The 24830-nt window shown below is 58.2% G+C and carries 19 protein-coding genes and 2 tRNA genes; 17 read left to right on the top strand and 4 right to left on the bottom strand.

Annotation, left to right across the window (positions count from 1 at the left end; translation table 11 throughout):
* Window positions 1–1534: 1534 nt before the first annotated feature.
* Window positions 1535–3550, top strand: coding sequence for a S8 family peptidase (locus LPW39_RS20535; protein ID WP_230779444.1), 2016 nt, complete (start codon window positions 1535–1537; stop codon window positions 3548–3550).
* A 222-nt stretch (window positions 3551–3772) separates the two neighbouring features.
* Entirely contained in the window at window positions 3773–3952 is a 180-nt protein-coding gene (locus LPW39_RS20530) for a hypothetical protein (RefSeq protein WP_230779441.1), read from the top strand.
* Window positions 3953–4002: 50 nt separating this feature from the next.
* Here LPW39_RS20530 and LPW39_RS20525 read toward each other — a convergent pair whose 3' ends face one another.
* Window positions 4003–4644 carry a DUF2621 family protein gene (locus tag LPW39_RS20525; protein WP_230779438.1) on the bottom strand — a complete coding sequence of 214 codons (642 nt, stop codon included), beginning with the start codon at window positions 4642–4644 and terminating at the stop codon, window positions 4003–4005.
* A 280-nt stretch (window positions 4645–4924) separates the two neighbouring features.
* Between LPW39_RS20525 and LPW39_RS20520 the strand changes: the two genes are divergently transcribed.
* The 5 genes from LPW39_RS20520 (at window position 4925) to LPW39_RS20500 (ending at window position 11012) form a co-directional block, all read left to right on the top strand.
* Complete coding sequence (locus LPW39_RS20520; protein ID WP_230779497.1) at window positions 4925–5860, top strand: tripartite tricarboxylate transporter substrate binding protein; 936 nt, start codon at window positions 4925–4927, stop codon at window positions 5858–5860.
* Window positions 5861–6303: 443 nt separating this feature from the next.
* Entirely contained in the window at window positions 6304–7380 is a 1077-nt protein-coding gene (locus LPW39_RS20515; protein WP_230779435.1) for an aldo/keto reductase, read from the top strand.
* 227 nt (window positions 7381–7607) lie between these two features.
* Window positions 7608–8588, top strand: coding sequence for a tripartite tricarboxylate transporter substrate binding protein (locus tag LPW39_RS20510; RefSeq protein ID WP_330166625.1), 981 nt, complete (start codon window positions 7608–7610; stop codon window positions 8586–8588).
* 196 nt (window positions 8589–8784) lie between these two features.
* Window positions 8785–10113, top strand: coding sequence for a putative DNA modification/repair radical SAM protein (locus tag LPW39_RS20505; RefSeq protein ID WP_230779432.1), 1329 nt, complete (start codon window positions 8785–8787; stop codon window positions 10111–10113).
* Between the two features lie 11 nt (window positions 10114–10124).
* A complete protein-coding gene (locus LPW39_RS20500; protein WP_230779429.1) occupies window positions 10125–11012 on the top strand; it encodes a TIGR03915 family putative DNA repair protein in 888 nt (295 codons plus the stop codon).
* Between the two features lie 23 nt (window positions 11013–11035).
* Here LPW39_RS20500 and panS read toward each other — a convergent pair whose 3' ends face one another.
* Complete coding sequence (panS, locus tag LPW39_RS20495; RefSeq protein WP_230779426.1) at window positions 11036–11989, bottom strand: ketopantoate/pantoate/pantothenate transporter PanS; 954 nt, start codon at window positions 11987–11989, stop codon at window positions 11036–11038.
* A 737-nt stretch (window positions 11990–12726) separates the two neighbouring features.
* Here panS and LPW39_RS20490 point away from each other — a divergent pair.
* The 3 genes from LPW39_RS20490 (at window position 12727) to LPW39_RS20480 (ending at window position 15972) form a co-directional block, all read left to right on the top strand.
* Window positions 12727–14010, top strand: coding sequence for a cation:proton antiporter domain-containing protein (locus LPW39_RS20490; protein ID WP_230779423.1), 1284 nt, complete (start codon window positions 12727–12729; stop codon window positions 14008–14010).
* Complete coding sequence (locus tag LPW39_RS20485) at window positions 14000–15112, top strand: YbdK family carboxylate-amine ligase (protein ID WP_230779419.1); 1113 nt, start codon at window positions 14000–14002, stop codon at window positions 15110–15112. Before LPW39_RS20490 ends, LPW39_RS20485 begins: the two co-directional genes overlap by 11 nt.
* A 77-nt stretch (window positions 15113–15189) precedes the next feature.
* Entirely contained in the window at window positions 15190–15972 is a 783-nt protein-coding gene (locus LPW39_RS20480; RefSeq protein ID WP_230779416.1) for a glutamine amidotransferase, read from the top strand.
* Here the strand turns inward: LPW39_RS20480 and LPW39_RS20475 are convergent.
* Together LPW39_RS20475 and LPW39_RS20470 are read right to left on the bottom strand one after the other, a co-directional pair.
* Window positions 15945–16259 carry a DUF2322 family protein gene (locus LPW39_RS20475; RefSeq protein ID WP_230779414.1) on the bottom strand — a complete coding sequence of 105 codons (315 nt, stop codon included), beginning with the start codon at window positions 16257–16259 and terminating at the stop codon, window positions 15945–15947. The genes LPW39_RS20480 and LPW39_RS20475 overlap by 28 nt on opposite strands.
* A 139-nt stretch (window positions 16260–16398) precedes the next feature.
* Window positions 16399–16881, bottom strand: a complete 483-nt coding sequence (locus tag LPW39_RS20470) for an EVE domain-containing protein (protein ID WP_230779412.1) — start codon at window positions 16879–16881, stop codon at window positions 16399–16401.
* 471 nt (window positions 16882–17352) lie between these two features.
* On the opposite strand from LPW39_RS20470, the gene infA reads away from it, so the two are divergent.
* From infA to LPW39_RS20435, 7 genes are all read left to right on the top strand, one after another.
* Complete coding sequence (infA, locus tag LPW39_RS20465; RefSeq protein ID WP_133856176.1) at window positions 17353–17601, top strand: translation initiation factor IF-1; 249 nt, start codon at window positions 17353–17355, stop codon at window positions 17599–17601.
* 79 nt (window positions 17602–17680) lie between these two features.
* Window positions 17681–17757: transfer RNA gene (locus LPW39_RS20460), tRNA-Pro, on the top strand.
* A gap of 262 nt (window positions 17758–18019) precedes the next feature.
* Window positions 18020–18096, top strand: a tRNA-Pro gene (locus LPW39_RS20455).
* A gap of 496 nt (window positions 18097–18592) precedes the next feature.
* The gene (nrdA, locus tag LPW39_RS20450) at window positions 18593–20854 is read left to right on the top strand and encodes a class 1a ribonucleoside-diphosphate reductase subunit alpha (protein WP_407928888.1); all 2262 of its coding nucleotides are present in this window, start codon (window positions 18593–18595) and stop codon (window positions 20852–20854) included.
* 14 nt (window positions 20855–20868) lie between these two features.
* Complete coding sequence (nrdB, locus tag LPW39_RS20445; protein ID WP_230779408.1) at window positions 20869–22002, top strand: class Ia ribonucleoside-diphosphate reductase subunit beta; 1134 nt, start codon at window positions 20869–20871, stop codon at window positions 22000–22002.
* A complete protein-coding gene (gene yfaE, locus LPW39_RS20440) occupies window positions 21999–22301 on the top strand; it encodes a class I ribonucleotide reductase maintenance protein YfaE (RefSeq protein WP_312988550.1) in 303 nt (100 codons plus the stop codon). Before nrdB ends, yfaE begins: the two co-directional genes overlap by 4 nt.
* A gap of 425 nt (window positions 22302–22726) precedes the next feature.
* Window positions 22727–24829: a hydantoinase/oxoprolinase family protein gene (locus tag LPW39_RS20435; protein WP_230779406.1), complete on the top strand. Its 2103-nt coding sequence runs from the start codon at window positions 22727–22729 to the stop codon at window positions 24827–24829.
* Window position 24830: the final 1 nt, after the last annotated feature.

The raw sequence follows: 24830 nt of genomic DNA, 5'->3' as shown, positions 1-24830 counted from the left end.
CCAGCTGGTCTTGAGCCACTCTGTAAAAGACAGCCTTTGGGCTGTCTTTTTTCATTGGAGCCAGCAGCCTTGCCTACTTTTTTGGAGATGCTTAGAAGTTGGCAATTAAGTTAGCAATATTCGCAGAGTCTTATTGAATTTGTTTAATAAAAACAATAAGTTGAAATTATTTCAGAGTTGGCAATTTGGGTGAACCACAAAGCCATGCATGTACCAAATTGGGTCCCTGGTTCCAGCCGACTTTGACGATATTCGTTTACATGCTTGAGAAAAGATCCCGATCGGGATCTTTTTTTGTATTTAGCGAACTCCATGTAGCAAATATTCCTGATCGGGAATAAAGCTGTATTTTTTATCCCAGAAGGGGTGATAAATTCCCGATCGGGAATTTTTAAACCTACACAGCATGTCCTCTATCCAGAATGCAGAACAACTGGCCACAGCGCTGCGCCTAGTGTGCAAACGACTGGGGCTTACCCAGCAAGCATTGGCGCTGGTAGCGGGGGTGGGCAGGGAGTGGGCTCGCGGTTTGTCGTTGACTTGGAGTCTGGCAGCCCACAGTACGTCTTAAAAACGTGCTCCATGTGGTCGATGCGTTAGGCGGCCAGTTGGAGCTTTCAGGCATGCCTGAGCGTGCGAGTAGTGACATAAAGAGAAACTGCATTCAATCATATAGACAGCAAGGCGCATGACTCGCGCAGCCAAAAACTTTCCATTACTTAGCTCGCGATTCCCTTGAAATGGGACATAGTCCTCAGAAGGTTCACAGGGGCAATTGTCGGCGACAGCAGCATAGCGGTATACAGGTTCATAGCCAGATGCAGTGGGGCGCATCGATAGCGGACGATCAAGCGGGACATGTCCAAGGCGGATCATGACGCAGTTCGTGGTCTTAGGACGCCGCGTTTCAGATGAAAAATCTTCAACTGCCATCGAATGGCCTTGGAAACCCGAGCCGGACTCGCTAATTCGGATCCCAACAAAAGCAATTTTCGGCACAACGTCATCTGCACTCATTGACGGTTGAATGAACAATCTTAAATTCAATCTGTTTCTACAGGTAATTATGCCGTGTAGAAAAAGAAACAGAATGAACGGCGGATCTGCTTCTATTCAGAGATAACTCTGAAAATTATCTTATTATCACTAATTATATTTTAATATTGCATCTCACTCTAGTCTCAGCGAGAAATGCTACCTTTTTGCATTGCCAGTGAGGGACAAATTCATTACAAGTCTTATGCGATCTACAGGATTGTGCACTAGCGCACCCTTTTGATTCAATTTTACCTTGAAATTTATTGAGAATTTATTCTCTGACTGGTTACGTAAATTGAGGCGAAAACATTAGTTGTTGCTTATTACATATTATTTATAATAATCAGCATTTATACCAAATAGGTTTTCATAAAAGTGTCATAGGCTTCTTGAGAGCTGCGTGGCTTATCTATTCATTTGAATAATAAAATCATTAGCTTTCGACGGGCTGTGAGTGTCTCCCGTTTCATTTAACCATATGAAGATTGGAGTATTTATGAAAACGAAGATTGCTTTGCTTTCTGTGTTGGTTTGCGGCATATCAGAAGCTGCTCCTAACAACATTTATAGCGTGAAAGAATACATTGCAAATTTCAAATATACGCCAGAGCGAAATCTGGCTATAAGGCTATCCATTTCTGCAAACTCTGAAAGTACCGATGCGATTTCAGAAGTGGAGGCGGTGCTTGGACAAAAAGGCTCTTTTAATAAAGACAGCAAAAGCATTGATATCAACTTGCCTGCGAAAGATATTGATGTACTCTACAAGCTTGACACTATTAGTCATATTGGCTATATCGCCCCCCGTGAGGACTATGAGAAACTCTCGGTTAAAAATTCGACTAATCAAGACAATCGATTAAAAATAAAAGTCGCTCAGAGGTCATCACTTCCGCTGTGGACTTTGTCGGAATCAGGCGAGGTCATCTTTATAAAAAATAAGGACGACACGCTGACGGAGAAGGTTGAGCGTGCGATTGAAAGTGAGTATTCGGTTGAGCCCTTAGATGAAGCCCCTGATGAGAATAGTTTAATAAGCTATAAGGTAGTACTTGCTGATGAAGCTACTGCTTCAAAGATAAAAAATGATCCAAATTATGCAGTAATTGATGATAAAGAAGATTCCAGTAATGTGAATATTATTCACAATGTAGATATTTTGATAGACGATAAATATGCTGAGGTGCGGTCATATTTTATTAAAATAAAATCGCCGCCTGATATAAATGATGTAAAAAAATTCTATAGCAAAGACGCCTTCTTGAAGCAAGATAAAATTTCCAAGGAATTGTTTGCAAGCATATTTAGTGAGATATTTCCTGAGAAGATAAAAGAGCTCACGGTCATGCAAGGCTCTAATTTAGCAATCATAGGTCTGGATAGAAGTGAACTCATGTCGCTAATTAACAAGGGAGATCCCAGGATTGATAGAATTTATGAAAAAAATTCTTCTTTCAGCCCGCAGATGAATGTGAGTACATCGAGTGGACCCGGAGGGATGAATCTGGCACAGACTTGGGCATCCAATACGGGTAATAATGCCTGGATTGCAATTCTTGATACGGGAGCCACGCTCACACAACCTCAATACGACGGTCGAGATTATTTGCAGGCTTGCTTTAACACCCACAATCCTGCTGAAAGAAAGGTGTCAAGGTGCCGAAATATGGACTCGACAGGCGCGATGCATGGGGCAGTGTCCGGTAGAACTGGAGGCTACAGCAATCCCTGCGGAATTGGACGGCCTGTAACAGGTGGCGGTCTGGCTATCGATGAAGGTGCATGTAGTCACGGAGATAGCGTAGCGTCCATTGCTCTTGGTAATGCTGCAGCCCATCCGGCGTATAAGGGAGTATCGTACGGTTCCAATGTATTCGCCATTAATGTAGGTACACTTCATAAGGTGAATGCCAGCGACGCTACATATTCCCCTAGAATGTTTTATGTGGATATGGTCAAAGCCCTTAATGAAGTAGCAAATCAGTCTGCTAACAGAAAGATAGTCGTCAATATAAGCCAAGGAGATGGTGTTGCCTACAACTCTAGTTGTGATCATTTACACCAAGATGCTGTCAATGCCATTGCCACTTTGAAGTTTATATATAATGTTCCGGTGATTGTCTCAACTGGGAATAATGGTTACGATAACGCGATCAATGCACCATCATGTTTCTCCAATGTTATTAAAGCATCTTCTACCCATAAAGACACTGGCTCACGTTTTTTTGGGGCTAATATTGCAAATCCCATGAATTACGGAACTCAATCAAGCTCGTCTATGTGGTTGGCGCCTGGTGTTGATTTAGTTTTCTCAGTCAATAATCAACTTTTCAGCGGCACTGGAACCTCTTTTGCTGCGCCGCACATCGCCGGGGCCTACGCTCTAGTGAGGTCGGCATTGGATTCCAGTGTTTCAGTTGATAGTGCTACCCAATTTATGGACGATTTCTTTCCTAATGGCATTGTCACGTTCAATGACTATGACTACTTGAGAATAAGGCTGGGAAATTAAATTCAACAGTAAATTCGCAATGACCGCATTAGAGGAGCAAGGAGAATTTGGACATTTCTGTTAGCATGTCCGACGCGGCTGGGCTCTCGATTGCATAAAGCCCAGCTTTTAACATCTGTTAATCTCCATCCTACGCACAAGATCGGCATGAAGTTGGGCGGCGAATACCGATTTAGCACGCTGCGCGGGCGCCATTAAGAGCAGTTCGCAGAGGATGCCGGCTTGGCCAAGGCTGCGACCAAAAAGCGCATCCTCGCGCTTGCGCAAAGCCTGCCTGCTGCGGCGCGGCAACTACAGAGCGCCTCGCAGCATGGTTTTTCCCGGCATGCAGTCGTCGAGCTGGTATGCAGCTTGATCGAGCAGCGCTGTGCTGAGACCGTCCAACAATTGGTTGCAGCTTGAACTGAACACCAGGCGCCCATGCGTATCGCAGGCAAGGCGCAGCCTGCCTCTCATTCGTAATCAAACTCCGCCCGGTAGTCATCCGGGTCGATACCTTCAGTGCGCAGCGGCTCCACCAGGCGAAAGCGCGTGACCTTGGCCGATGCGGTGATATAGCCTTTGATGACCCATTCGCGGGTCACGGGGCTGCGTGCCTCTTGCGCCAGTTGCTCGATCACGCGGGTGGTTTTGCGCCGGGCCAGCATGCGGAAGAATGCCGGCACATGGGCGAGCAGGCGTTGCAGCAGCTCCTCGGCATCGGCGGTCCATTCGCCTTGCTTTGGCAGCTCGGGCACAAAACCCCATTCGTCTTCTGTCAAGGCACGCCACAGCACGATGGCATGGCCATCGGCATCGCCCACGCAGGCCATCTCTTCCAATTCAGGGGTGCGCATCGGCGGGTAGCGTGAGGTGCTGCCTGCTGCCAACAGGCTTTGGTAGGCCTGGGCTACATCGGCCACCTGCAGGCGCAGGCTCGTCTGCGACTCCACCTTGGGCACTTGCAGCAGGCGCAGCATGGCGCTGCCGGTGTCTATATCGACATAGCCTTCGCCGCTGCGCGCAGCGCTGAAGCCGATTACATCGCGCCAGAGCTGCGTGGCCTTTTCCAGATCGCTGCAGGGAAGGACAAGGTGGCTGATTCCGAAAAACATGGCATACAGAGGTAAAAAAAACAGGATTGATGATAGCTTTTTGCCGCGCCTGCCATTAGCGCTGATTGCCGATGCATTGCAGTCACGCAAAGAATTCGGCAGTTGTCTTGGGGACAGCCGAGACTGCCCCTTTGCGTCCGGATGCGCGAAGATCCCGACAAGACATAGCTCGCGCAGCGCATCGGCACTTCTCGCCAACGCCGCTGCAGACCCTCAGGAGACCCACCCCATGATCCCCCATGCGCTCACTTCTGCTGCCGCATTGGCCATTGCCGCTAGCATGGCCATTGCAGCCAAACCGGCCATCGCCGCCTATCCAGACAAGCCCATCAAGCTGATCGTGCCGTTCCCACCAGGCCAGGCCACCGATATCTTTGCACGCGCATTGGCTGACAAGCTGGGCCAAAGGCTCGGTCAGCCGTTGGTAGTTGAGAACAAAGCCGGCGCGGGCAGCAATATTGGCTCCGAGCAGGTTGCGCGCAGTGCCGCCGACGGCTATACCTTGCTGGTCGCAGGCAGCGCGATGGCCGTGAACCAGACCTTGTACAAAAAGGTGAACTTCGATCCCCGCGTCGACCTGGTCGGCATCAGCTTGATCGCCAAGGTACCGCTGGTCTTTCTGGCCAATCCGGCCAGCGGTATCAAAAGCATGAACGACCTGGTGAGCAAGGCCCGCGACGAGCCCGGCAAGCTGAGCTACGCCAGCGCTGGCATTGGCGGCACCCAGCATTTGAGCGCGGAGATGGTCAAGGCTCGCGCGGCGCTGCAGATCGAACATATTCCCTACAAAGGCAGCGGTCCGGCCCAGGCGGATTTTCTGGGCAACCAGGTGCCGCTGATGGTGGATTCAGTCACTGCGGCCTTGGCCAACATCCAGGCTGGCAAGGCTGTGCCGCTGGGCGTGACCTCGGCCACACGTTCCAGCCAGTTACCCCAGGTGCCCACGATTGCTGAATCTGGCTTGCCCGAGTTCAAGGGCTTTGAGGCCGTGGGCTGGCTCGGGCTGATGGCCCCCAAGGGGACGCCCAAAGCCATTGTCGACAAGCTGACCCAGGAAACGGTGTCCATCCTCAGCACCCCAGAGATGCAGAAATTCATCCGCGACCGGGGCTCCGAGCCTGCACCGACCAGCGGCCCGGAGATGGACCGCTTTGTCGCCAGCGAAATGGTGGAGTGGGGCAAGGCCGTCAAGCAATCTGGCGCCACTGTTGATTGACGTTTAACTCCGCCCTGTAAAGCGTTGCCAATCAAGTCTGCAAGAGCCTCCCGAGAGCTCTTTGCAGACTTTTCCTTTTGCAGGTTTTGAAAGTTGCTCTCCGCAGGTGCTGAAGATCCAAAGTTAAATAGATAAGTCTATATCCCGGCCATATTTTGATATGGCTTTTTTGTTAAATCAGATATATAAGCAATGAGATGTACAAAGATTAAACTGCCGGAAAAACATGCTAGGATGTATGAAACTGCAGCCTGGATGCATCTGGCATGCGGATGTTTAAGATCAGGTTGCAATTCTAGGTCATTAATTGTTGCGTAAGTTGAAAAAAATAAATAACAGTTTAAACCACTGCGTGTTTATGTAGAAGTCCAAAATCTCTCAGCAAATAACTTCTTCGTGAAAGAGTTAATTTGGGACTTTCCACCAAACTTCAGGAACTTGTTATGGAAAAATTCAATATGACGCCGGATTCATGGTCTATGAGCCGCAGAGGCTTGCTGCAAGGGATAACCGGCCTTGCGTCCGCAGCCTTGGCCACAACAGCCGCAGGCAGCAACCGAACAACCGGCACGGCTGCCCGTTCCGATATCCATATGCGGGAACATCCGAAGGGCGGCGTAGCACTACCGCTGATCGGGCTGGGCACCTTCTTCACGTTTGATCTTGTCCCGGGCGCAAGTCGCGACCATTTGAAACAGGTGGTCAGAACCTATTGGGATGGCGGTGCACGCGTTATCGATACATCCCCGCTTTACGGGTCGGCACAGTACACGGTTGGTAATATCCTCTCGGAGTTGGGCATTGGAGACCAGGCTTTTCTGTCCGACAAAGTATGGGCCACCGGAGAGCATTTTGCCGATGACAGCCATGCGGAGCGCAGTCTTGCCCAGTCCCAGGCGCGGCTCTGGCGCGAGCAAATTGATCTGATGCATTGCCACAGCCTCACCGCTGATATTTCGATTATCCCACTGCTCATTGCCTGGAAAAAGGAAGGGCGTATCCGTCAGATCGGTGTTTCACATAACGATAATATCTATCACTCGGTTTTGGCGACGTGGATGGAAAGAGGTGCCGTTGATGTTGTGCAGCTGAATTACTCCATTTTCAACCGAGAAGCAGAAAAGCGCTTGCTGCCGCTGGCGATGGAAAAGGGTGTAGCGGTGCATGTCAATATGCCGCTTGAGAAAGCACGTCTTCACAAAATCGTCGAAGGGCGTCCTGTTCCCGATTTTGCAAGGCATATTGCTCCAGACAATTGGTCGCAGTTTTTCCTGAAATGGGTGATTTCTCACCCCGCTGTCCACTGCGCCATTCCGTCAACATCCAATCCCATCCATGCGCTGGAAAATATCAGCGCCTTGAGGGGTCCTTTGCCAGACCAGGCAATGCGTCAAAAAATGGTGGAATATATGGAAACTGTTCCGGGGTTCAACGATATAGGCAAGACGCCTCAGTACCCCGGAAAAAATTATGCCGGGACTATCGCTCGGGCTATTGCGAAACGGCAATCGCGAGGCTAAGACGTTTGCTCGGTGGGCAAAGGCGCTTCCGGCGCGTCTGATTGACGTCAAACCTGGCAACTCCGTGCGTCGCAGCACCCTGCGTTTCCTCTGCTGGTAAACCGTGCTGCAGCATGGGCGCGGATAGAACCCTTACGGTTTTGCCACCATGTCGCCCAGGCGTCGCGGCGCCTGGCGGCGCTTTTCTACACTCTTTGTCGCCTATAGACCGAAATGGAGACAAAGACATGGTGTTGACGCGCAGAAGCATGCTGCAAGCTGGGGCCGCCTCGGCGGCTGGTGCCTGGATGGGGGCTGGTGCATCGCTGGCCCATGCCAGCAAAACCTTTCCCAGCCGGGCGATCAAGCTGGTGGTGGCTTTTCCCGCCGGTGGGCCGACCGATCTGACGATGCGCCAGCTGGCCGACAACGCCGCCAAGGTGCTGGGCCAGCCGATTGTGGTGGAAAACCGCCCTGGTGCAGCTGGCTCGCTGCCTGCAACCCAGCTGCAGAACACCGTGGCCGATGGCTACACCATTGCGCAGCTGCCGATGAGTGTGATGCGTCTGCCTTTTACCACCGGTTTGAAGTGGAACCCGGTGGAGGACCTGAGCTACATCATCAATGTCACTGGCTATGCCTTCTGCATGGTGGCCAGCACCCAGTCCGGCCTCAAGAGCTGGCAGGATGTGGTGGCCTGGGCCAAGGCCAATCCTGGCAAGCTTACGCTTGGCAATACTGGTACCTACACCTCGCCGCATGTCACCTCGGCCATCATTGCGCAGCAGCTGGGCCTGGATGTCGTGCATGTGCCCTACAAGGGCTCTTCCGAGCTGATGCGCGCCACAATGGCAGGTGAGGTCATGGTCGCGGCCGACACCAGTGCCGTGATCCCCTATGTGGACCAGGGCCGCATGGTCGCGCTGAACGTCTGGACCGAAAAGCGCCTGCCCACCTTGCCCAATACCCCCACCTTGATCGAGCTGGGCCTGCCCACCACGCAGTATTCGCCCTTTGGCCTGGTGGGCCCCAAGGGCATGCACGCCGATGTGCAAGCCGCTTTACACGCTGCCTTCAAGCAGGCGATGGAGATGGACAGCTACCAGGCCATGCTGCAGCGCTTTGAGATGCTGCCCATCTACATGAACAGCGCCGACTACAAGAAGTTTGCTGCCGAGTCCACTATCAAGGAGAAGGCTGTGCTGGCCAAGCTGGGCCCACAGGCTTGATTCAGCTTTGATGGCCGAATGGCGCAGCGACGGTATCGGTTTTGAAGAAAGCTGTATTTATATACAGTATTTGTAAAAAAGCACTCTTACCGTACTCGCGCAGCCAGCCCAGTCAAAGGGGCGTTTCCCCAAATCGCGGCTGCACTGGCGGAGCTAGGCAGGTTTTGCTAGAATACTGTACATATACACAGTATTTATGCAAACCCTCGCCAAACTCCAGATCCTGGCCGACGCCGCCAAATACGATGCCAGCTGCGCGTCCAGCGGCAGCAAGCCCCGCAACTCCCTGGGCGGCAAGGGAATGGGCTCGACCGAGGGCATGGGCATCTGCCACAGCTATACGCCCGATGGCCGCTGCGTCTCGCTGCTGAAGATTCTGCTGACGAACTTCTGCATCTACGACTGCCGCTACTGCATCAACCGCAAAAGCTCCAATGTGCAGCGCGCCCGCTTCAGCGCCGCCGAGGTGGTGGGGCTCACTCTGGACTTCTACCGCCGCAACTGTATAGAAGGCCTGTTTCTGTCCAGCGGCATCATCCAGTCGTCGGATTACACGATGGAGCAGCTGGTCGAGGTGGCGCGCAGCCTGCGCGAGGACCATGATTTTCGCGGCTACATCCACCTTAAGACGATTCCGGATGCGTCCTCGGAGTTGCTGGCCTTGGCGGGCCGCTATGCGGACCGGCTCAGCATCAATATCGAACTGCCCACGCAGCAGGGCCTGCAGCAATTGGCACCAGAGAAGGATGCTGTAGGCATTGCCTCGGCCATGCACCAGGTGGCAGAACATATTGAGGTCGCCCGGCAGCAGAAGCAGGACCAGCAGGGCAGCAAGCTGGTATCGCTGCCCCGCCAGCGGCAGGCGGCCCGGGCCGCAGCGCCCAGCTATGCGCCGGCCGGGCAGAGCACGCAGATGATTGTCGGCGCCGACAGCGCCAATGACGCGACCATTCTGCTCACCAGCAGCGCGCTCTACACCGGCCAGCGCCTGCGCCGGGTCTACTACTCGGCCTTCAGCCCCATCCCCGATGCCTCGTCCGATCTGCCGCTGCAGGCGCCGCCGCTGATCCGCGAGCACCGGCTCTACCAGGCCGATTGGCTGATGCGCTTCTACGGCTTCAGCCCGGCAGAAATCACTGCGCCAGCGAGCGGCGGCATGCTTGATCTGGAGCTGGACCCCAAGCTCGCTTGGGCGCTGTCGCAGCGCCAGCATTTTCCGGTGGATTTGAACCGCGCGGCCAAGGCCTGGCTGCTGCGGGTGCCGGGTTTGGGCGTCGGCAGTGTCGAGCGCCTGCTGGCCGCGCGCAGGGTGCGCCGGCTGCGGCTGGCCGATCTGCAGCAGCTGCGCGTCGCCACCAGCAAGGTGCTGCCTTTTGTCGAGCTCGACGACTACCACCCGCCGCTGGCCATGCTCGACAGCCCCAGCTTACGCCAACAGCTGCTGGCCCAGATGGGGCAGGGGGCTGTGCAGCGCCGGCACAGCGGCATGCAGCTGGCGGCTGCGGCGCAGATCGCCTTGTTTTGAGGAGGCCAGGCATGCAAGCAGAGAACGACAGCTTGACGGTGATGTTGGAAGCACCCGATGACTTTGCCGGCTTTCGCCAGGCCGCGCGGGTGTTGCTGGCCCTGGGCGCAGCGCCCGAGGTGGTGCACTGGCGCTGGTCGGATGAATTAGCAACCCAGGCCGAGGATGCTGATTTGTTTGCGGATGTCGCAGCCAAGGGCGTGTCGACCGATGCGCCAGTTCGCGCCATCACCCCCGATGCGCTGGACCGTTTGGCCATCTGCCCGGGCCAGCCGGTGCACATCCGCAAACCCCAGCTAGCCGTGCTGCGCAATGCCTGCTGCCACCGCAATCCGGGGCGCTTCATGCTGTGCTACCGCTGGCTGTGGCGGGTTCAGTGCATGCCTAGCCTGGCGGGCGATGCGCTCGATGCCGATTGGCGCGATATCGAACGCCTGGCGCACGCAGTGCGGCGAGAGATCCACAAGATGCATGCCTTTGTGCGCTTCCGGCCCGCACAGGACGAAAACGGCAACCCGCTGCATGTGGCCTGGTTTGAGCCCGAGCACCACATCGTTCGCGCCGCCTCGGGCTTTTTCATGGAGCGCTTCAGCAATATGCGCTGGGCGATTCTGACGCCGGACTGCAGCGTGCTCTGGGACCAGGAATGCCTGCAATGGGGCCCTGGCGCCACGGCGGCCCAGGCGCCGGGCCCGGATGCGGGTGAAGCGCTATGGCTGGCCTATTACCAGTCCACCTTCAACCCGGCGCGCCTCAAGGAGCAGGCCATGCTGCGCGAGATGCCGCGCCGCTACTGGAAGAACTTGCCCGAGACCCAGCTGATCAGCGGCCTGGTAGCAGGTGCGCGCAGCCGCACCGGGCATATGCTGGCGGCGCAGCCAGCGGCTGAGCGCACCTAGACCAGGCGCGCTGCTCGGCAAGATCAGTGCAGTGACACGTCTTCGCGGCGCACATGGTCGTTGGCCGTGCCCGTGGGGCGGCTGGACCAGTAACCGGCCAGCAGAGAGCCTGAGATGTTGTGCCAGACCGAGAAGATGGCTCCCGGCAGCGCTGCCATGGGGCTGAAGAACTTGGCGCCCAGGCTGGCTGCCAGGCCCGAGTTCTGCATACCCACTTCGATCGCCAGGGTGCGGCAGACTGATTTGTCAAAGCCCAGCAAGCGACCGCCCCAGTAACCACCCAGGTAGCCGATCAGGTTGTGCGCAATCACGCCCGCCACCACGACGCCACCTACGGTGGCAATGCGGTCACGGCTCAAGGCCACCACGGTGGACAGCACCAACAGGATCGCCACCATCGATACCAGCGGCAGCAGGCGCTCCACGCGCTTGATCTGCACATGCCAGAAATGGTTCAGCAGCAGGCCCAGGCCAATGGGCAGCAGCACGATTTGCGCTATCTCCATCAACAGCGCGCTGACCGGCACATCGATCGACGCCGAGATATACAGGCGCGCCAGCAGCGGCGTGGCCACAATGCCTACCAGGGTCGACAGCGCACTGATCGTCACCGACAGCGCCACATCGCCCTTGGACAGAAAAATCATCACATTTGACGAGGTACCGCTGGCGACGCTGCCCACCAGCACCATGCCTGCCGTCAGCTCGGGCGGCATGTTCAACGCCTTGGCAATCAGCCAGGCGGCCAGCGGCATGATGAGGTAGTGCAGAAACAGACCGGCTGCAATCGGGGCAGGGCGCTGCAGCACGCGGCTGAAATCGCTGATGCGCAGGGTCACGCCCATCGCAAACATGATCAGCATCAGCAGCTGGGCGATATGGGGCTTGAAGCCCAGGAAGGCTGACGGCGCGCTGTAGGCGATCAGCGCCATCACAGCCGCCCAGACGGGAAAAAGACGGGTCAACAAAGCAAGCACGGAAGTATCCAGACCAAAGCAAAGCCTGGGCGCTGCGCTTTCGGCCAGGGCCGGTGCAACGCCCGTGGGAGAAGAACGGGGAGGGAGCTGATGCGATGCGGCGGAGGTGGCGCTGTGCCGGGCCAGGGATAGCGGCCAGTGCGACAGCGCTGCGATGAATGCAGGCTACAGGTGGTAGCGGGCAAGCGCCGGATGCTTGTGGCGGGCCGCATCAGGCCTGCCATCATAAAGTTACGATTGCAACCGGTTGGGGGAAGGCTGCGGTGGCAACACAGCACACTCGGATATCCGCAGGCGGGTGTCTGTCAGCGCAATGCCTGTTGCAGGCGCAGGCCCTGCCGCACGCAAAGTTGGCATTTTTTGTACCCGAAGCCTGCTACGTTCTGCATAGCAATGTTGGTCCCATGCGTGGGCCGCATTTAGCGCCGGTGCGGCGCTGCGCAAGGTTTGGCCACTGCAGTTTTTATTGTAGGACTGCAGGCATTTTGTAACCTTTGGACGCAGGCCGCCGCTGCAATCTGCAGATCATCCGGTAGAGTCGTTGAGATTGGTTAACGATCTGATGCATTAATGCAACACCGTGACAGTGTCACTGGTGGCAATGCATCTCCTGCTCTGGAAATGCCGCTGCGACGCGCTGCCAGAGCCATCTCTAACTCGGTGCCATGCGTCCATGCACGCTGGACACATTTTTTTGGGAGGAAGGTGCAGTTATGCCACCCCATGCAGCATCCTCAATGCCCTTGCCGCAAGTTGGCGGCTGGCTTGAACACAGTGTTGGCCCGTTGATGAGCTGGTGCGTGCTGGTAGCGGCCGCCGCGCTGGCCGGCCATATGGTTTTTCGGCTCACCGGCTTTCCCCGCATGCTGGGTTACACGGTCGTCGGTCTGCTGGCCGGCTGGCTCGGGTTTGGCGATCTGCCCTGGCCGCTGCAGGGCAATACCCAGGTGCTGCTGCACACGGCAGTAGGCACCAGCATGCTGATTGCCGCTTCGCAGATCTCTTTGAAATGGTTGTTACGGCAGCCATTTTTACTGCTGCAAAGCCTGGTCGAATCGCTGGCAGCCCTCGTGCTGGTCACGGGCACGCTGCAACTGCTCGGCATGGGCTGGGCGGTGTCGCTGGGTGTTGGCGTGATCGCTATGGCTGCCTCACCGTCCGTTCTTCTGCGAATCTCCTCGGATCTGCGCTCCAGCGGGGCCGTCACCGACCGCAGTGTGCTGATGGCGACGCTCAGCTGCGTATATGCACTGGTGCTGGGCCTGGTTGTCACCGTCGCATGGTCGCCGGTGGCTGGCACAGATGCCCAATCAGGCTTGACGCTGACTGCAGCCGGCATGGGGCATCTGTTGTGGAACCTGGGCCTGACGCTATTGTGGGCGCTGCTGACTACCGCCGCCTTGTGGCCGGTGTTGCGCTGGACCTCGTCGCGCAGCGACTCCACCGCGCTGTACATGCTTGCGGTACTGGTGGCTGCCAGTCTACTGGCCGAACGCATGGGTGGCTCTGCAGCGCTGGCCTTTGTATTGGCCGGCGTTATGCTGCGCAACCTCAGTCCCAAGCCAATGATCTGGCCTTCGGCGTTCATGGCGGGCAACACCATGCTCAATCTGCTGATGTTTGTGCTGGTGGCCAGCATGGCCGGCCAGATGGCGCCGAGCGCAGCGCTGATCAGCGTGGTGGCGGCAGCCAGCCTGGCGCGACTGCTGGGCAAGATGGGCGGGGTCATGCTGCTGGGCGCAGGCACCGGTATTGGCTGGCTGCGCCAGTGGCCAGTCGCCTGCGCGCAATCGCCCAGCTCGGGCCTGGCACTGCTGATTGCCTCGGCCCAGGTGGCGCAATGGGCCACCACCAACCCGGATGTCGCCATCAGCGTATCGTCGATTGCGCTGCCAATGATTGTGCTGTGTGAGGTGATCGGTGTGCTGTTGGCCTCGCTGGCCCTCTGGCGCAGTGGCGAGGCCCACCGCGGAATCGGTCTGTCTGCCCTCACCAGCAAGGAGAAACGCCATGACGCTTGAAGCTTTCCAAACATCCCAGGCATTGACTCTGGGGGTGGAGCTGGAGCTGCAACTGGTCAACACCAACCACTATGACCTGACCCCTTACGCCCCCGATATGCTGGCCCTGCTGAAAAACGCGCAGGTGCCGGGCTCGATCGTGCCCGAGGTCACCACCAGCATGATCGAGATATCGACCGGCATCTGCACCGATGCGCAGGACGCCTACCAGCAGCTGACCGTCACGCGCGACGCCCTGGTCAAGGCTGCCGACAAGCTCAATATTGCGCTGGCCGGCGGGGGAACCCACCCGTTCCAGCAGTGGCACCAGCAGCGCATCTACAACAAGCCGCGTTTCAAAGAGATCACTGCGCTGTATGGCTACCTGACCAAGCAATTCACGATCTTTGGCCAGCATGTGCATGTGGGCTGCCCGGGGGCCGATGCGGCCTTGATGATGCTGCACCGGCTCTCGCGCTATATCCCGCACTTTATTGCGCTATCGGCCTCCAGCCCCTTTGTGCAAGGGCAGGACACGGCTTTCGATTCGGCGCGGCTGAACTCGGTGTTTGCGTTTCCGCTGTCTGGCCGGGCGCCGTTTGCGCTGCACTGGGAGGACTTTGAGCGCTACTACGAGAAGATGACCGCCACTGGCGTGATCCACAGCATGAAGGATTTCTACTGGGATATCCGCCCCAAGCCCGAGTTTGGCACCGTGGAGGTGCGCGTGTTTGACACCCCGCTGTCCATCGAACGCGCCGTTGCGCTGGCCGCCTATGTGCAGGCGCTGGGGGCCTGGTTCCTGGCCGAGGAGCCGTTCGAGCCCAGCGAGGACGACTACCTAGTCTACACCTACAACCGCTTCCAGGCCTGCCGATTTGGGCTGGAAGGCGCCTATGTGGACCCGGCAAGCAGCGAATCCTTTGGTTTGCGGGAGCACATTCTGCTGACCTTGCAGCGCATCCAGTCCTATGTGCCGGACAACAGCAAGGAGGCCTTGCTGCAGCTGCGCAAGACCGTCAACGAAGGGGTCAACGACGCCAGCCGCCTGCGCGAGGCCTATGCCCAGGCCCAGCAGCTGCCCGAGGTGGTACGGCAGTCGACCCTGCGTTTCCGGTATTGAGGTAAATCCGCCGGGTTGAAAGCCATCCTGGGCTGGCCTGCATTACAGTGCAGGGTCAGCCTTTTTTGCCTTTACCCGTGTCTGAAAAATCTCTGCTGCTCATCCAGGTCGGCACGCCGCCTGACGATATCCGTGCCCAGGTCGGCGATTTGCCACTGTGGTTCTCCGCCGTGCTCGCCGCTGGGCCCGCGTTCAAGGTGGTGCGGGTGTTCGAGGGCGAGCCCTTGCCGCCGCATGACGCGCACAGCGCGGCGATCATCACCGGCTCCTGGGCGATGGTGACGGATCTGCTGCCCTGGAGCGAGGCGACCGCCCAATGGATACGGGAGGCGATGGCCCGCGAGATGCCGCTGTTTGGCATTTGCTACGGCCACCAGCTGATGGCCCATGCGCTCGGTGGCAAGGTGGACTACCACCCGCAAGGCCGCGAGATGGGTTGCCTGGATATTGCGCTGCTACCCGGCGCCGAGGAGGAAGCCTTGCTCGCTGGCTCAGGCCCGCATTTCAAAGCCAACCTGACCCATATGCAGACCGTGTTGGAGCTGCCGCCCGCCGCCCGGGTGCTCGCCAGATCGGCCCATGACCCGCACCAGGTGGTGCGCTATGGGCCCCATGCGGTATCCACCCAGTTCCATCCGGAGTTCAGCCAAACGGTGGCCGCCGCCTGCATCCAGCTGCGCGCACAGGTGCTGCAAGCTGAAGGCTTTGACCCGGCGGCCATGCTGGAGCAGCTGATGGATACCCCTGTGCCGCAGCAGATGCTGCAGCGCTTTGTGGCCGCTTATGCCGCCCAGCCAGCCACTGCGCCGCTGCAGCCAGCGGCCCAACTGCCTCAGGCCGAGACGATCTTGACGGTATAGCCCTTGCCGGAGGCGATCACCTCCAGCAGGCGGTCGATATTGGGATGCGCGCCGGGGTTGGCCTTGGCGTCTTCCGTGTGCTCTGCAAAAATCTGCAGGCCTTCTTCAGCCGCTGCCACATTGATGCCGCCATGCTTGGCGGCCAGTGCGTTGTAGACCTTGGCCGAACCCGCCTTGCCGGGGGCATTCGGAATGGTGGCTGCGACCTGGCCATCGGCATCGATCAGTTGCAGCTCGGCGATATGGTCAATGGAAGGCAGGGATTGGAGGTTGTCAGCAAATGCCATGGGGTTTCTGGGCGCAGAAGTGGTATCAAAAAAATAGCTGCCGGTGCTTATTGCATGGGCAGCTCACGGGTTTTGTATTATGCAGCAAAGCCTTGCTGCGAAGGGGGCAGGGCAGTCATCCTGCCGCCCACAGCCATCGTCAGCGCTGTGCCTTCACCAGGCCCATGATGAAGTCCCAATGCCGGGCATCCACCGGTGTGATCGACAAGCGATTGCCTTTTTGCAGCACGCGCATGTCTTCCAGCTCGGGGTACTGGCGCAGTGCAGCCACCGAGATGGGCTTGATCTTGCGCAGCGCCTGCACATCCAGCATCAGCCAGCGCGGGGCCTCAGGTTTGGACTTGGGGTCGTAGTACTTGGAGTCCGGGTCAAACTGGCTGGCATCGGGCCGCAGATGGCCCGCAATGCGGGCAATACCGTAAATGCCGGGCTCGGCGCAGCTCGAATGCCAGTACAGCACACCATCGCCCACCTGCATGTCGTCGCGCATGAAGTTGCGCGCCTGGTAATTGCGCACGCCGTCCCAGGCAATCGTGGCATCGGGGGCGCTGAGCGCGCGGTCGATGGAGAATTCATCCGGCTCGTTTTTCATCAGCCAGTAGCGGGTGGATGCAGCGTTCATGGTGCTTGGAGGTAAGAACCTGTTCAAAGGAGGGCGGGGCAATCCGGTGGCGCGGCGCAGACCTGAGCGCGCATGCTGCTGATGCTAAACGATGCGCCGCTCTGTTTATGGAAGCACAGCTCTGCGGCAGTGCTTGTGCCAGACGGCGTTTATACGAGACAGCCCAAGCGTAAACAGCAGCAACATAGTACAATAGAGAGCTTTGCAAGCTTTTGTGGCTTGACGGCGCTGGCTGCCTCTGGCAGCTGCGCTGTAAATAATGTGCGGGATGCTGGTTGTTGGAGCCCCTTGGCGGGCCAGCTGATAGCCGCTTCGCTGAGTTGCCTTGCTGGCCGCTTGCCCCTTGGGAGGGCGAGCGCCCACAAGACCATCCCGAACCATGGAGAGAGCCACCGCTTGTTGGTGGCACAGAGAACAGCATGGCGAACCGGTTTCGTTCATGCACCACTAGACAAGGATTCGTCGACTTATATGGCTAAAGAAGAACTGATTGAGATGCAAGGCTCCGTGACCGAAGTGCTGCCGGATTCGCGCTTTCGCGTGAAGCTGGACAACGGCCACGAGCTGATTGCCTACACGGGCGGCAAAATGCGCAAGCACCACATTCGCATTCTGGCCGGTGACAAGGTGTCGCTGGAGATGTCGCCTTACGATCTGAGCAAGGGCCGCATCACTTTCCGTCACCTGCCTGGCCGTGGCCCGGCACCTACCCAACGTTAACCGCATGGGTGGCCGCTGTAAAAAAATCGTCAAATACGAAATTCAGCTGCCAAAACCCTGGTTACAATAACGGCTTAGTCGGAGCGTAGCGCAGCCTGGTAGCGCATCTGCTTTGGGAGCAGAGGGTCGCGAGTTCGAATCCCGCCGCTCCGACCATTCCATTTAAAAACCTGTTGCATGCAAATGCAGCAGGTTTTTTGTTTTGCTGATCCGCGATTCGATACGGCTTGTATTGTTAAAGCGCTGGCAACGCTGGTTGACAGTCCGGCCAAGGTGGGGCGCTGGGTGCAGCGCCGAGGCCCATGCTGCGCAGCGGGCAGGGCGGCTGCCTGCCAACCGTCCGATCCGCTAAAAAGTTGTCAAAGTAATCAATTTTCGCCAGAAGGGACTGCGGCTCGATATACAATAGCGGCTTAGTCGGAGCGTAGCGCAGCCTGGTAGCGCATCTGCTTTGGGAGCAGAGGGTCGTGAGTTCGAATCCCACCGCTCCGACCATCCCTATTGAAAGCCTGTTGCACGCAAGTGCAGCAGGTTTTTCGTTTGGGCAGTTCCAAAAACGCCAGCTGCGCCCCACCATCAAAGTGGGTCCATGGCGCTATCGCCCAAGCCATTAATCAGATGGCGATCGCCGTCAACATGGCTTGGCGATGCCCTTGCGCAGGGCGGGGAATGTATCCGGCTGGATACATATATTTTCCGAGCCGATGCACGTTGATTTTGCTGCATTCTTCGCTGAAAAGGGCCTTGCCTAGCAGAAATTGGGCCTGCTTTTTTGCTGCCAGGAACGCTACAGGTAGCGTACACTCAATGCCATAGACACCATATGTAGTGTCCACCGCTTCCCCCACTGGTTATCCGATGCTGGTCTTCCTCCAGCCACTGCGCGCCTGCGATGCCGGGCGCGTTTTGGCGCGGGATAGCTGCGTCTTGCGCCCGTGGTCCTGCGTTTTTTATCCCATTAGAAACATCGCAAATGAACCAGACAAGCACTATGAGAGTCACCAAGCGTGACGGTCGCGTTGAACCCATCGACCTGGACAAAATCCACCGAGTGATTGACTGGGCGGCCAAAGGCCTGAGCAATGTGTCGGTCTCGCAGATCGAGCTGCAGTCGCATATCCAGTTCTATGACGGCATCCGCACCGATGCGATCCATGAAACCATCATCAAGTCCGCCGCCGACCTGATCTCCGAAGACGCGCCCGACTACCAGTACGTCGCAGCGCGCCTGGCCATCTTCCACCTGCGCAAGATTGCGTTCGGCCAGTTCGAGCCGCCGCATCTGTACGAGCATGTGCAAAAGCTCACCGAGCTCAAGAAGTACGACCCCCATCTGCTGGCCGATTACAGCCGCGAAGAGTACGACGAGATCAATGGTTTCATCGACCACTGGCGCGATATGGACTTCTCCTACGCCGCCGTGAAGCAGCTCGAAGGCAAGTACCTGGTGCAGAACCGGGTGACCAAGCGCATCTACGAAAGCCCGCAGATCCTGTACGTGCTGGTTGCGATGAGCCTGTTTGCCAAGTACCCGGCCGACCGCCGTTTGCAGTACATCAAGCGCTTCTATGATGCCGTCTCGCGCTTCAAGATTTCGCTGCCCACGCCCATCATGTCGGGCGTGCGCACGCCGCTGCGCCAGTTCAGCTCCTGCGTGCTGATCGAGTGCGACGACAGCCTCGACAGCATCAATGCCACCACCAGCGCCATCGTCAAGTACGTGTCGCAGCGCGCCGGTATCGGCATCAACGGTGGCCGCATCCGCGCGCTGGGCAGCGAGATCCGTGGCGGCGAAGCGCAGCACACCGGCTGCCTGCCTTTCTTCAAGATGTTCCAGTCGGCCGTCAAGTCCTGCTCGCAGGGCGGCGTGCGCGGTGGTGCCGCCACCTTGTTCTACCCGCTGTGGCACCTGGAAGCCGAGTCGCTGCTCGTGCTGAAAAACAACCGTGGTGTGGAAGAGAACCGCATCCGCCATCTGGACTACGGTATCCAGATCAACCGCATGCTCTACCAGCGCCTGATCAAGGGCCAGAACATCAGCCTGTTCTCGCCCCATGATGTGCCCGGTCTGTACGAGGCCTTTTTTGCCGACCAGAACAAGTTCGAAGAGCTGTACGTCAAGTACGAGAGCGATGAATCCATCCGCAAGCGCACCCTGCCAGCAGTGGAGCTGTTCTCGCTGATGATGCAAGAGCGCGCCAGCACCGGCCGTATCTACATCCAGAACGTGGACCACTGCAACACGCACAGCCCGTTCAACCCGGCCGTCGCTCCCGTGCGCCAGTCGAACCTGTGCATGGAAATTCTGCTGCCGACCAACCCGCTCGAAGACATCAAGGACGAGAACGGCGAAATCGCGCTCTGCACCTTGTCCGCCTTCAACCTGGGCGCGCTGGAATCGACCGACGAGCTCGAGGAGCTGGCCGACCTGATCGTGCGTGCGCTCGATGCACTGCTGGACTACCAGGACTACCCGGTGGCTGCTGCCCGCATTGCGACCGAAAAGCGCCGCTCGCTGGGCGTGGGCGTGATCAACTACGCCTACTACCTGGCCAAGAACGGCGTGCGCTACTCCGATGGTTCGGCCAATGGCCTGACCCACCGCACCTTCGAAGCCATCCAGTACTACCTGCTCAAGGCATCGGTGCAGCTGTCGCGTGAATTCGGTCCTTGCACCGCCTTTGCCGAAACCAACTACGCCGCCGGCATCCTTCCGATCGATACCTACAAGAAGGACATCGACGGCCTGACCGACGAGCCCCTGCACCTCGACTGGGAAACGCTGCGCACCGAGATCAAGACCCACGGTCTGCGCAACTCGACCCTGACCGCGCTGATGCCTTCGGAGACCTCCAGCCAGATCGCCAACGCGACCAATGGCATCGAGCCTCCACGTGGCTTTGTGTCGGTCAAGCAGTCCAAGGATGGCATCCTGCGCCAGGTGGTGCCGGAGATCGATCGCCTGAAGGGCCAGTACGAGCTGCTCTGGCAAATGCCCAACAACGATGGCTACCTCAAGCTCGTGGGCCTGATGCAGAAGTTTGTCGACCAGTCCATCTCGGCCAACACCAACTACGACCCACAGCGCTTTGCCGATGGCAAGGTGCCGATGCAGCAACTGCTCAAGGACCTGCTGCAGGCCTACAAGTTTGGTGTCAAGACCCTGTACTACCACAACACCCGTGACGGTGCCGAAGACATGCAGGGCGCGGCTGCAGAAGACGACTGCGCCAGCGGCGCCTGCAAGATCTAAGCGGAGAGAAGGCAATGGCATACAGCACCTTCTCCAAGGTCGACAATGACCAGCTCAAGGAACCGATGTTCTTTGGCAATCCGGTCAATGTCGCCCGCTACGACCAGCAGAAGTACCCGATCTTCGAGAAGCTGATCGAAAAGCAGCTCTCGTTTTTCTGGCGCCCTGAGGAAGTGGACATCACGCAGGACCGGATCGACTACCAGAACCTGCCCGACCACGAAAAGCACATCTTCATCAGCAACCTGAAGTACCAGACGCTGTTGGACTCCATCCAGGGGCGCAGCCCCAACATGGCCTTCCTGCCGCTGGTGTCGCTGCCGGAGCTGGAGACCTGGATAGAGACCTGGGCGTTTTCCGAGACCATCCACTCGCGCTCCTACACGCACATCCTGCGCAATATCGTCAACGATCCCTCGGTGATCTTTGACGACATCATGCGCAACGAGAGCATCAAGCTGCGCGCGGGCGATATCTCGTCCTACTACGACGACCTGATCCGTGATGCCATGCTGCATGCCCAACTGGGCGCGGGCAGCCACATGATCAATGGCGTGGTGCACGAGATCGATGTGTACCAGCTCAAGAAGAAGATGTACCTGTGCCTGATGAATGTGAACATTCTGGAGGCCATCCGCTTTTATGTGAGCTTTGCCTGTTCCTTCGCGTTTGCCGAGCGCAAGCTGATGGAAGGCAATGCCAAGATCATCCGCCTGATTGCCCGTGATGAGGCGCTGCACCTGACCGGTACCCAGCACTTGCTCAACATCATGCGCTCGGGCCAGGACGATCCGGACTTTGCCAAGATCGCCAAAGAGACCGAGCAGGAATGCTTTGAGATGTTCAAGACCGCGGCCTTGCAGGAAAAACAGTGGGCTGAGTACCTGTTCCGCGACGGCTCGATGATCGGCCTGAACAAGGACATTCTGAGCCAGTACGTGGAGTACATCACCAACATCCGCATGTCGGCGATCGGTCTCAAGCCCGCGTTCGAGAACGCTAAGAGCAACCCGATCCCCTGGATCAACACCTGGCTGTCGTCCGACACCGTGCAGGTGGCCCCGCAAGAGGTGGAACTGAGCTCCTACCTGGTGGGCCAGATCAACGCCGAAGTCTCGCTGGATGACCTGAGCGGAATCGAGTTGTGACCACGGTCAGCACCACGGACACCCTCATACGCGTGCTGCCAGGGGAGACCCTGCTCGAAGCGCTGGAGCGCACTGGCCACGATGTGGAGTACCAGTGCCGTGGTGGCTATTGCGGCAGCTGCCGCCTCACCTTGGTGGAGGGCGAAGTCGTCTACACCCAGGAGCCGCTGGCCTTTGTCGGGCCCAATGAGGTGGTTCCCTGCTGCTGCGTGGTCAAGACCCCCATCAAGGTGGAGTGCAGCCTGCGGCAGGTGGAAACCAGTGCCGACGACAAAAGCCAGTTGGCCCTGGATTTGTAATCGGCTGCTGCTCTGCGCACAGGCCCCAAGCTTTGCTTGGGGCTTTTTTTGTCTGCATCCGGTGCCTGAAAACGGTCCATCGCAAAGGCCTGGCGTGCCGATAGCCTCACTTATTCGCGGTCCTTGCAAGCTTTACACAAGCCTGCCGTGGCGAGTTTCGAGCACCCGTCCACCCGGCTTTGGTGCAAGCCGCCGCCGCATGGTGCGGCAGCGCGCAGCCCTGGTGCATGGGCTGCCAAAAACCAGTCCTCCATGCACTGTGGCCGTGCATGGCTACCGGGTTAGCGCGTAATGGTTTTTACCCGCGAAGCCTGGCTTGTGCCCGCCCTCGAATTTCTTGTTTGCGCCGATTGGGCGATCACTTGATCATCGCTGCCAGATCAGAGCTTCTGATCCACACAGCTTGCATGATTCGGAGATACCAGATGGCAAAAAGCCAAGTCATACGCGCCGGGGCAGACATCGGCGGCACTTTCACAGATATCGCACTGGAGGTCGATGGCGTCCTGTTCAGCGAGAAGGTCCTGACGGACTATGAAAAACCTGAGCGCGCCATCGTCACCGGCCTGAAACAGGCGGCAGCCCAGGCCGGGATTGCGCCATCGCAAATCGGCACGGTGATCCACGGCACCACCTTAGCCACCAATTCGCTGATCGAGCGGCGCGGCGCCAGGACCGCCTTCATCACCAGCGAAGGTTTTCGCGATGTGATCGAGATGCGCAACGAAGGCCGCTTTGAGCAGTACGACCTGGCCATCCAGCTGCCCGCGCCGCTGATCGCCCGCAACCACCGCTATACCGTGCGGGGCCGGCTCGATGCCAAGGGCCAGGAGCTGCAGCCGCTTGATGAGGCACAGATGCAGGACGTGATTGCGCAGCTGCGCCGGGGCGAGTACGAAAGCGTGGCCGTGGGTTTGATGCACAGCTACAAGAACCCGGCCCATGAAAAGCGCGTGCGCGCGCTGATTGCCCAGGCGCTGCCGCAGCTGTCGGTGTCCATTTCCAGCGAGGTCTCGCCCCAGATCCGCGAGTTCGAGCGCTTCAACACCGTCTGCGCCAATGCCTATGTGAAGCCGCTGATGTCCTCCTACCTGCAGCGCCTGGCCCAGGCGCTGGTGGCAGAAGGCATGCACTGTCCGCTCTACCTGATCCACTCGGGCGGCGGGCTGATGTCGCTGGCCAATGCTGCCGAATTCCCGGTGCGCCTGCTCGAATCCGGCCCAGCCGGAGGCGCCATCTATGCCAGCGATTTTGCGGCCAAGTATGGGCAGGACAAGGTCGTCTCCTTCGACATGGGCGGCACCACCGCCAAGATCTGCCTCATCGACCAGCATGTGCCCAAGACGGCGCGGGTGTTTGAAGTCGCGCGCAGCTACCGCTTCAAAAAGGGCAGCGGCATGCCGATCTCGATCCCGGTCATCGAGATGATCGAGATCGGTGCGGGCGGCGGCTCCATCGCGCATGTGGACGATATGCGCCAGGTGCGTGTGGGACCCGAGAGCGCCGGCTCCGAGCCCGGACCGGCCAGCTACGGCCGGGGCGGCGCACGCCCGACGGTGACCGATGCCGATCTGCTGCTGCACAAGCTGGACCCAGCCCGTTTTGCCGGCGGCAGCATGCGGCTGGATATGCCCGCTGCCGAAAAAGCCATGGCCGCCCATGTGGGCCAGGCCCAGGGCCTGGATGCAGTGCGCGCCGCCTATGCAGTGGCCGAGGTGGTGGACGAAAACATGGCCAATGCCGCGCGCATGCATGCGGTGGAATCCGGCCAGGACCTGGAGGCCTACACGATGATCGCCTACGGCGGCGCGGCGCCGCTGCATGCGGTACGGCTGTGTGAAAAGCTCGGCATCCAGCGCCTGCTGATCCCGACCGGCGCCGGCGTGGGCTCGGCCATCGGCTTCTTGCGGGCGCCCTTTGCCTATGAGTCGCTGCGCAGCTCGGTGATGCGCATGAGCCAGTTCGATGGCGAGGCCGTCAACCAGATGCTGCGCGAGATGGAAGTCGAGGTGAGCGCCTTCTTGCAAGACACCGGCTACGGCGGCGAGACCGTCAAGGAACTGCGCGCCTTCATGCGCTACTGCGGCCAGGGTTGGGAGATTCCCGTCTCGGTGCCCGTGCAGCACTTTGGGCCGGACAGCGTTCCAGCGCTCAACGCGGCCTTTGTGCAGAACTATGTGGCTTTGTTCGGCCACGCGATCGACGGCCTCGATATCGAGGTGGTGAGCTGGGCACTGTCCTTGCGTTCAAAGACCTTGCCGCCGGCCCAGACTGCGTTGCAGCAGGGCGGTACGCCCCAAAAGGGGGCCGGCACGGTGCTGGATCGCCGCGAGGTATTTGACGGCAAACAAGGCCAGTTCTATGCCTGCGACATCTATGAGCGCCTGGGCCTGCCCCGGGGCCAGGCCGTGCCCGGCCCGGTGGTGATCGTGGAAAAGGAAACCTCGACCTATGTCAGCCCCGGCTTCAAGGTCGTGCTGCAGTCGGATGACTGCATGCTGGTGGAACGCATGGACAGCGGAGTGTGAT

It is taken from the genome of Comamonas koreensis (assembly GCF_021026195.1).
In the GTDB taxonomy this organism is placed as follows: domain Bacteria; phylum Pseudomonadota; class Gammaproteobacteria; order Burkholderiales; family Burkholderiaceae_C; genus Comamonas; species Comamonas koreensis.
Note: the sequence above shows the minus strand (reverse complement) of the source record. Positions and strands in the feature narration are given on the sequence as shown.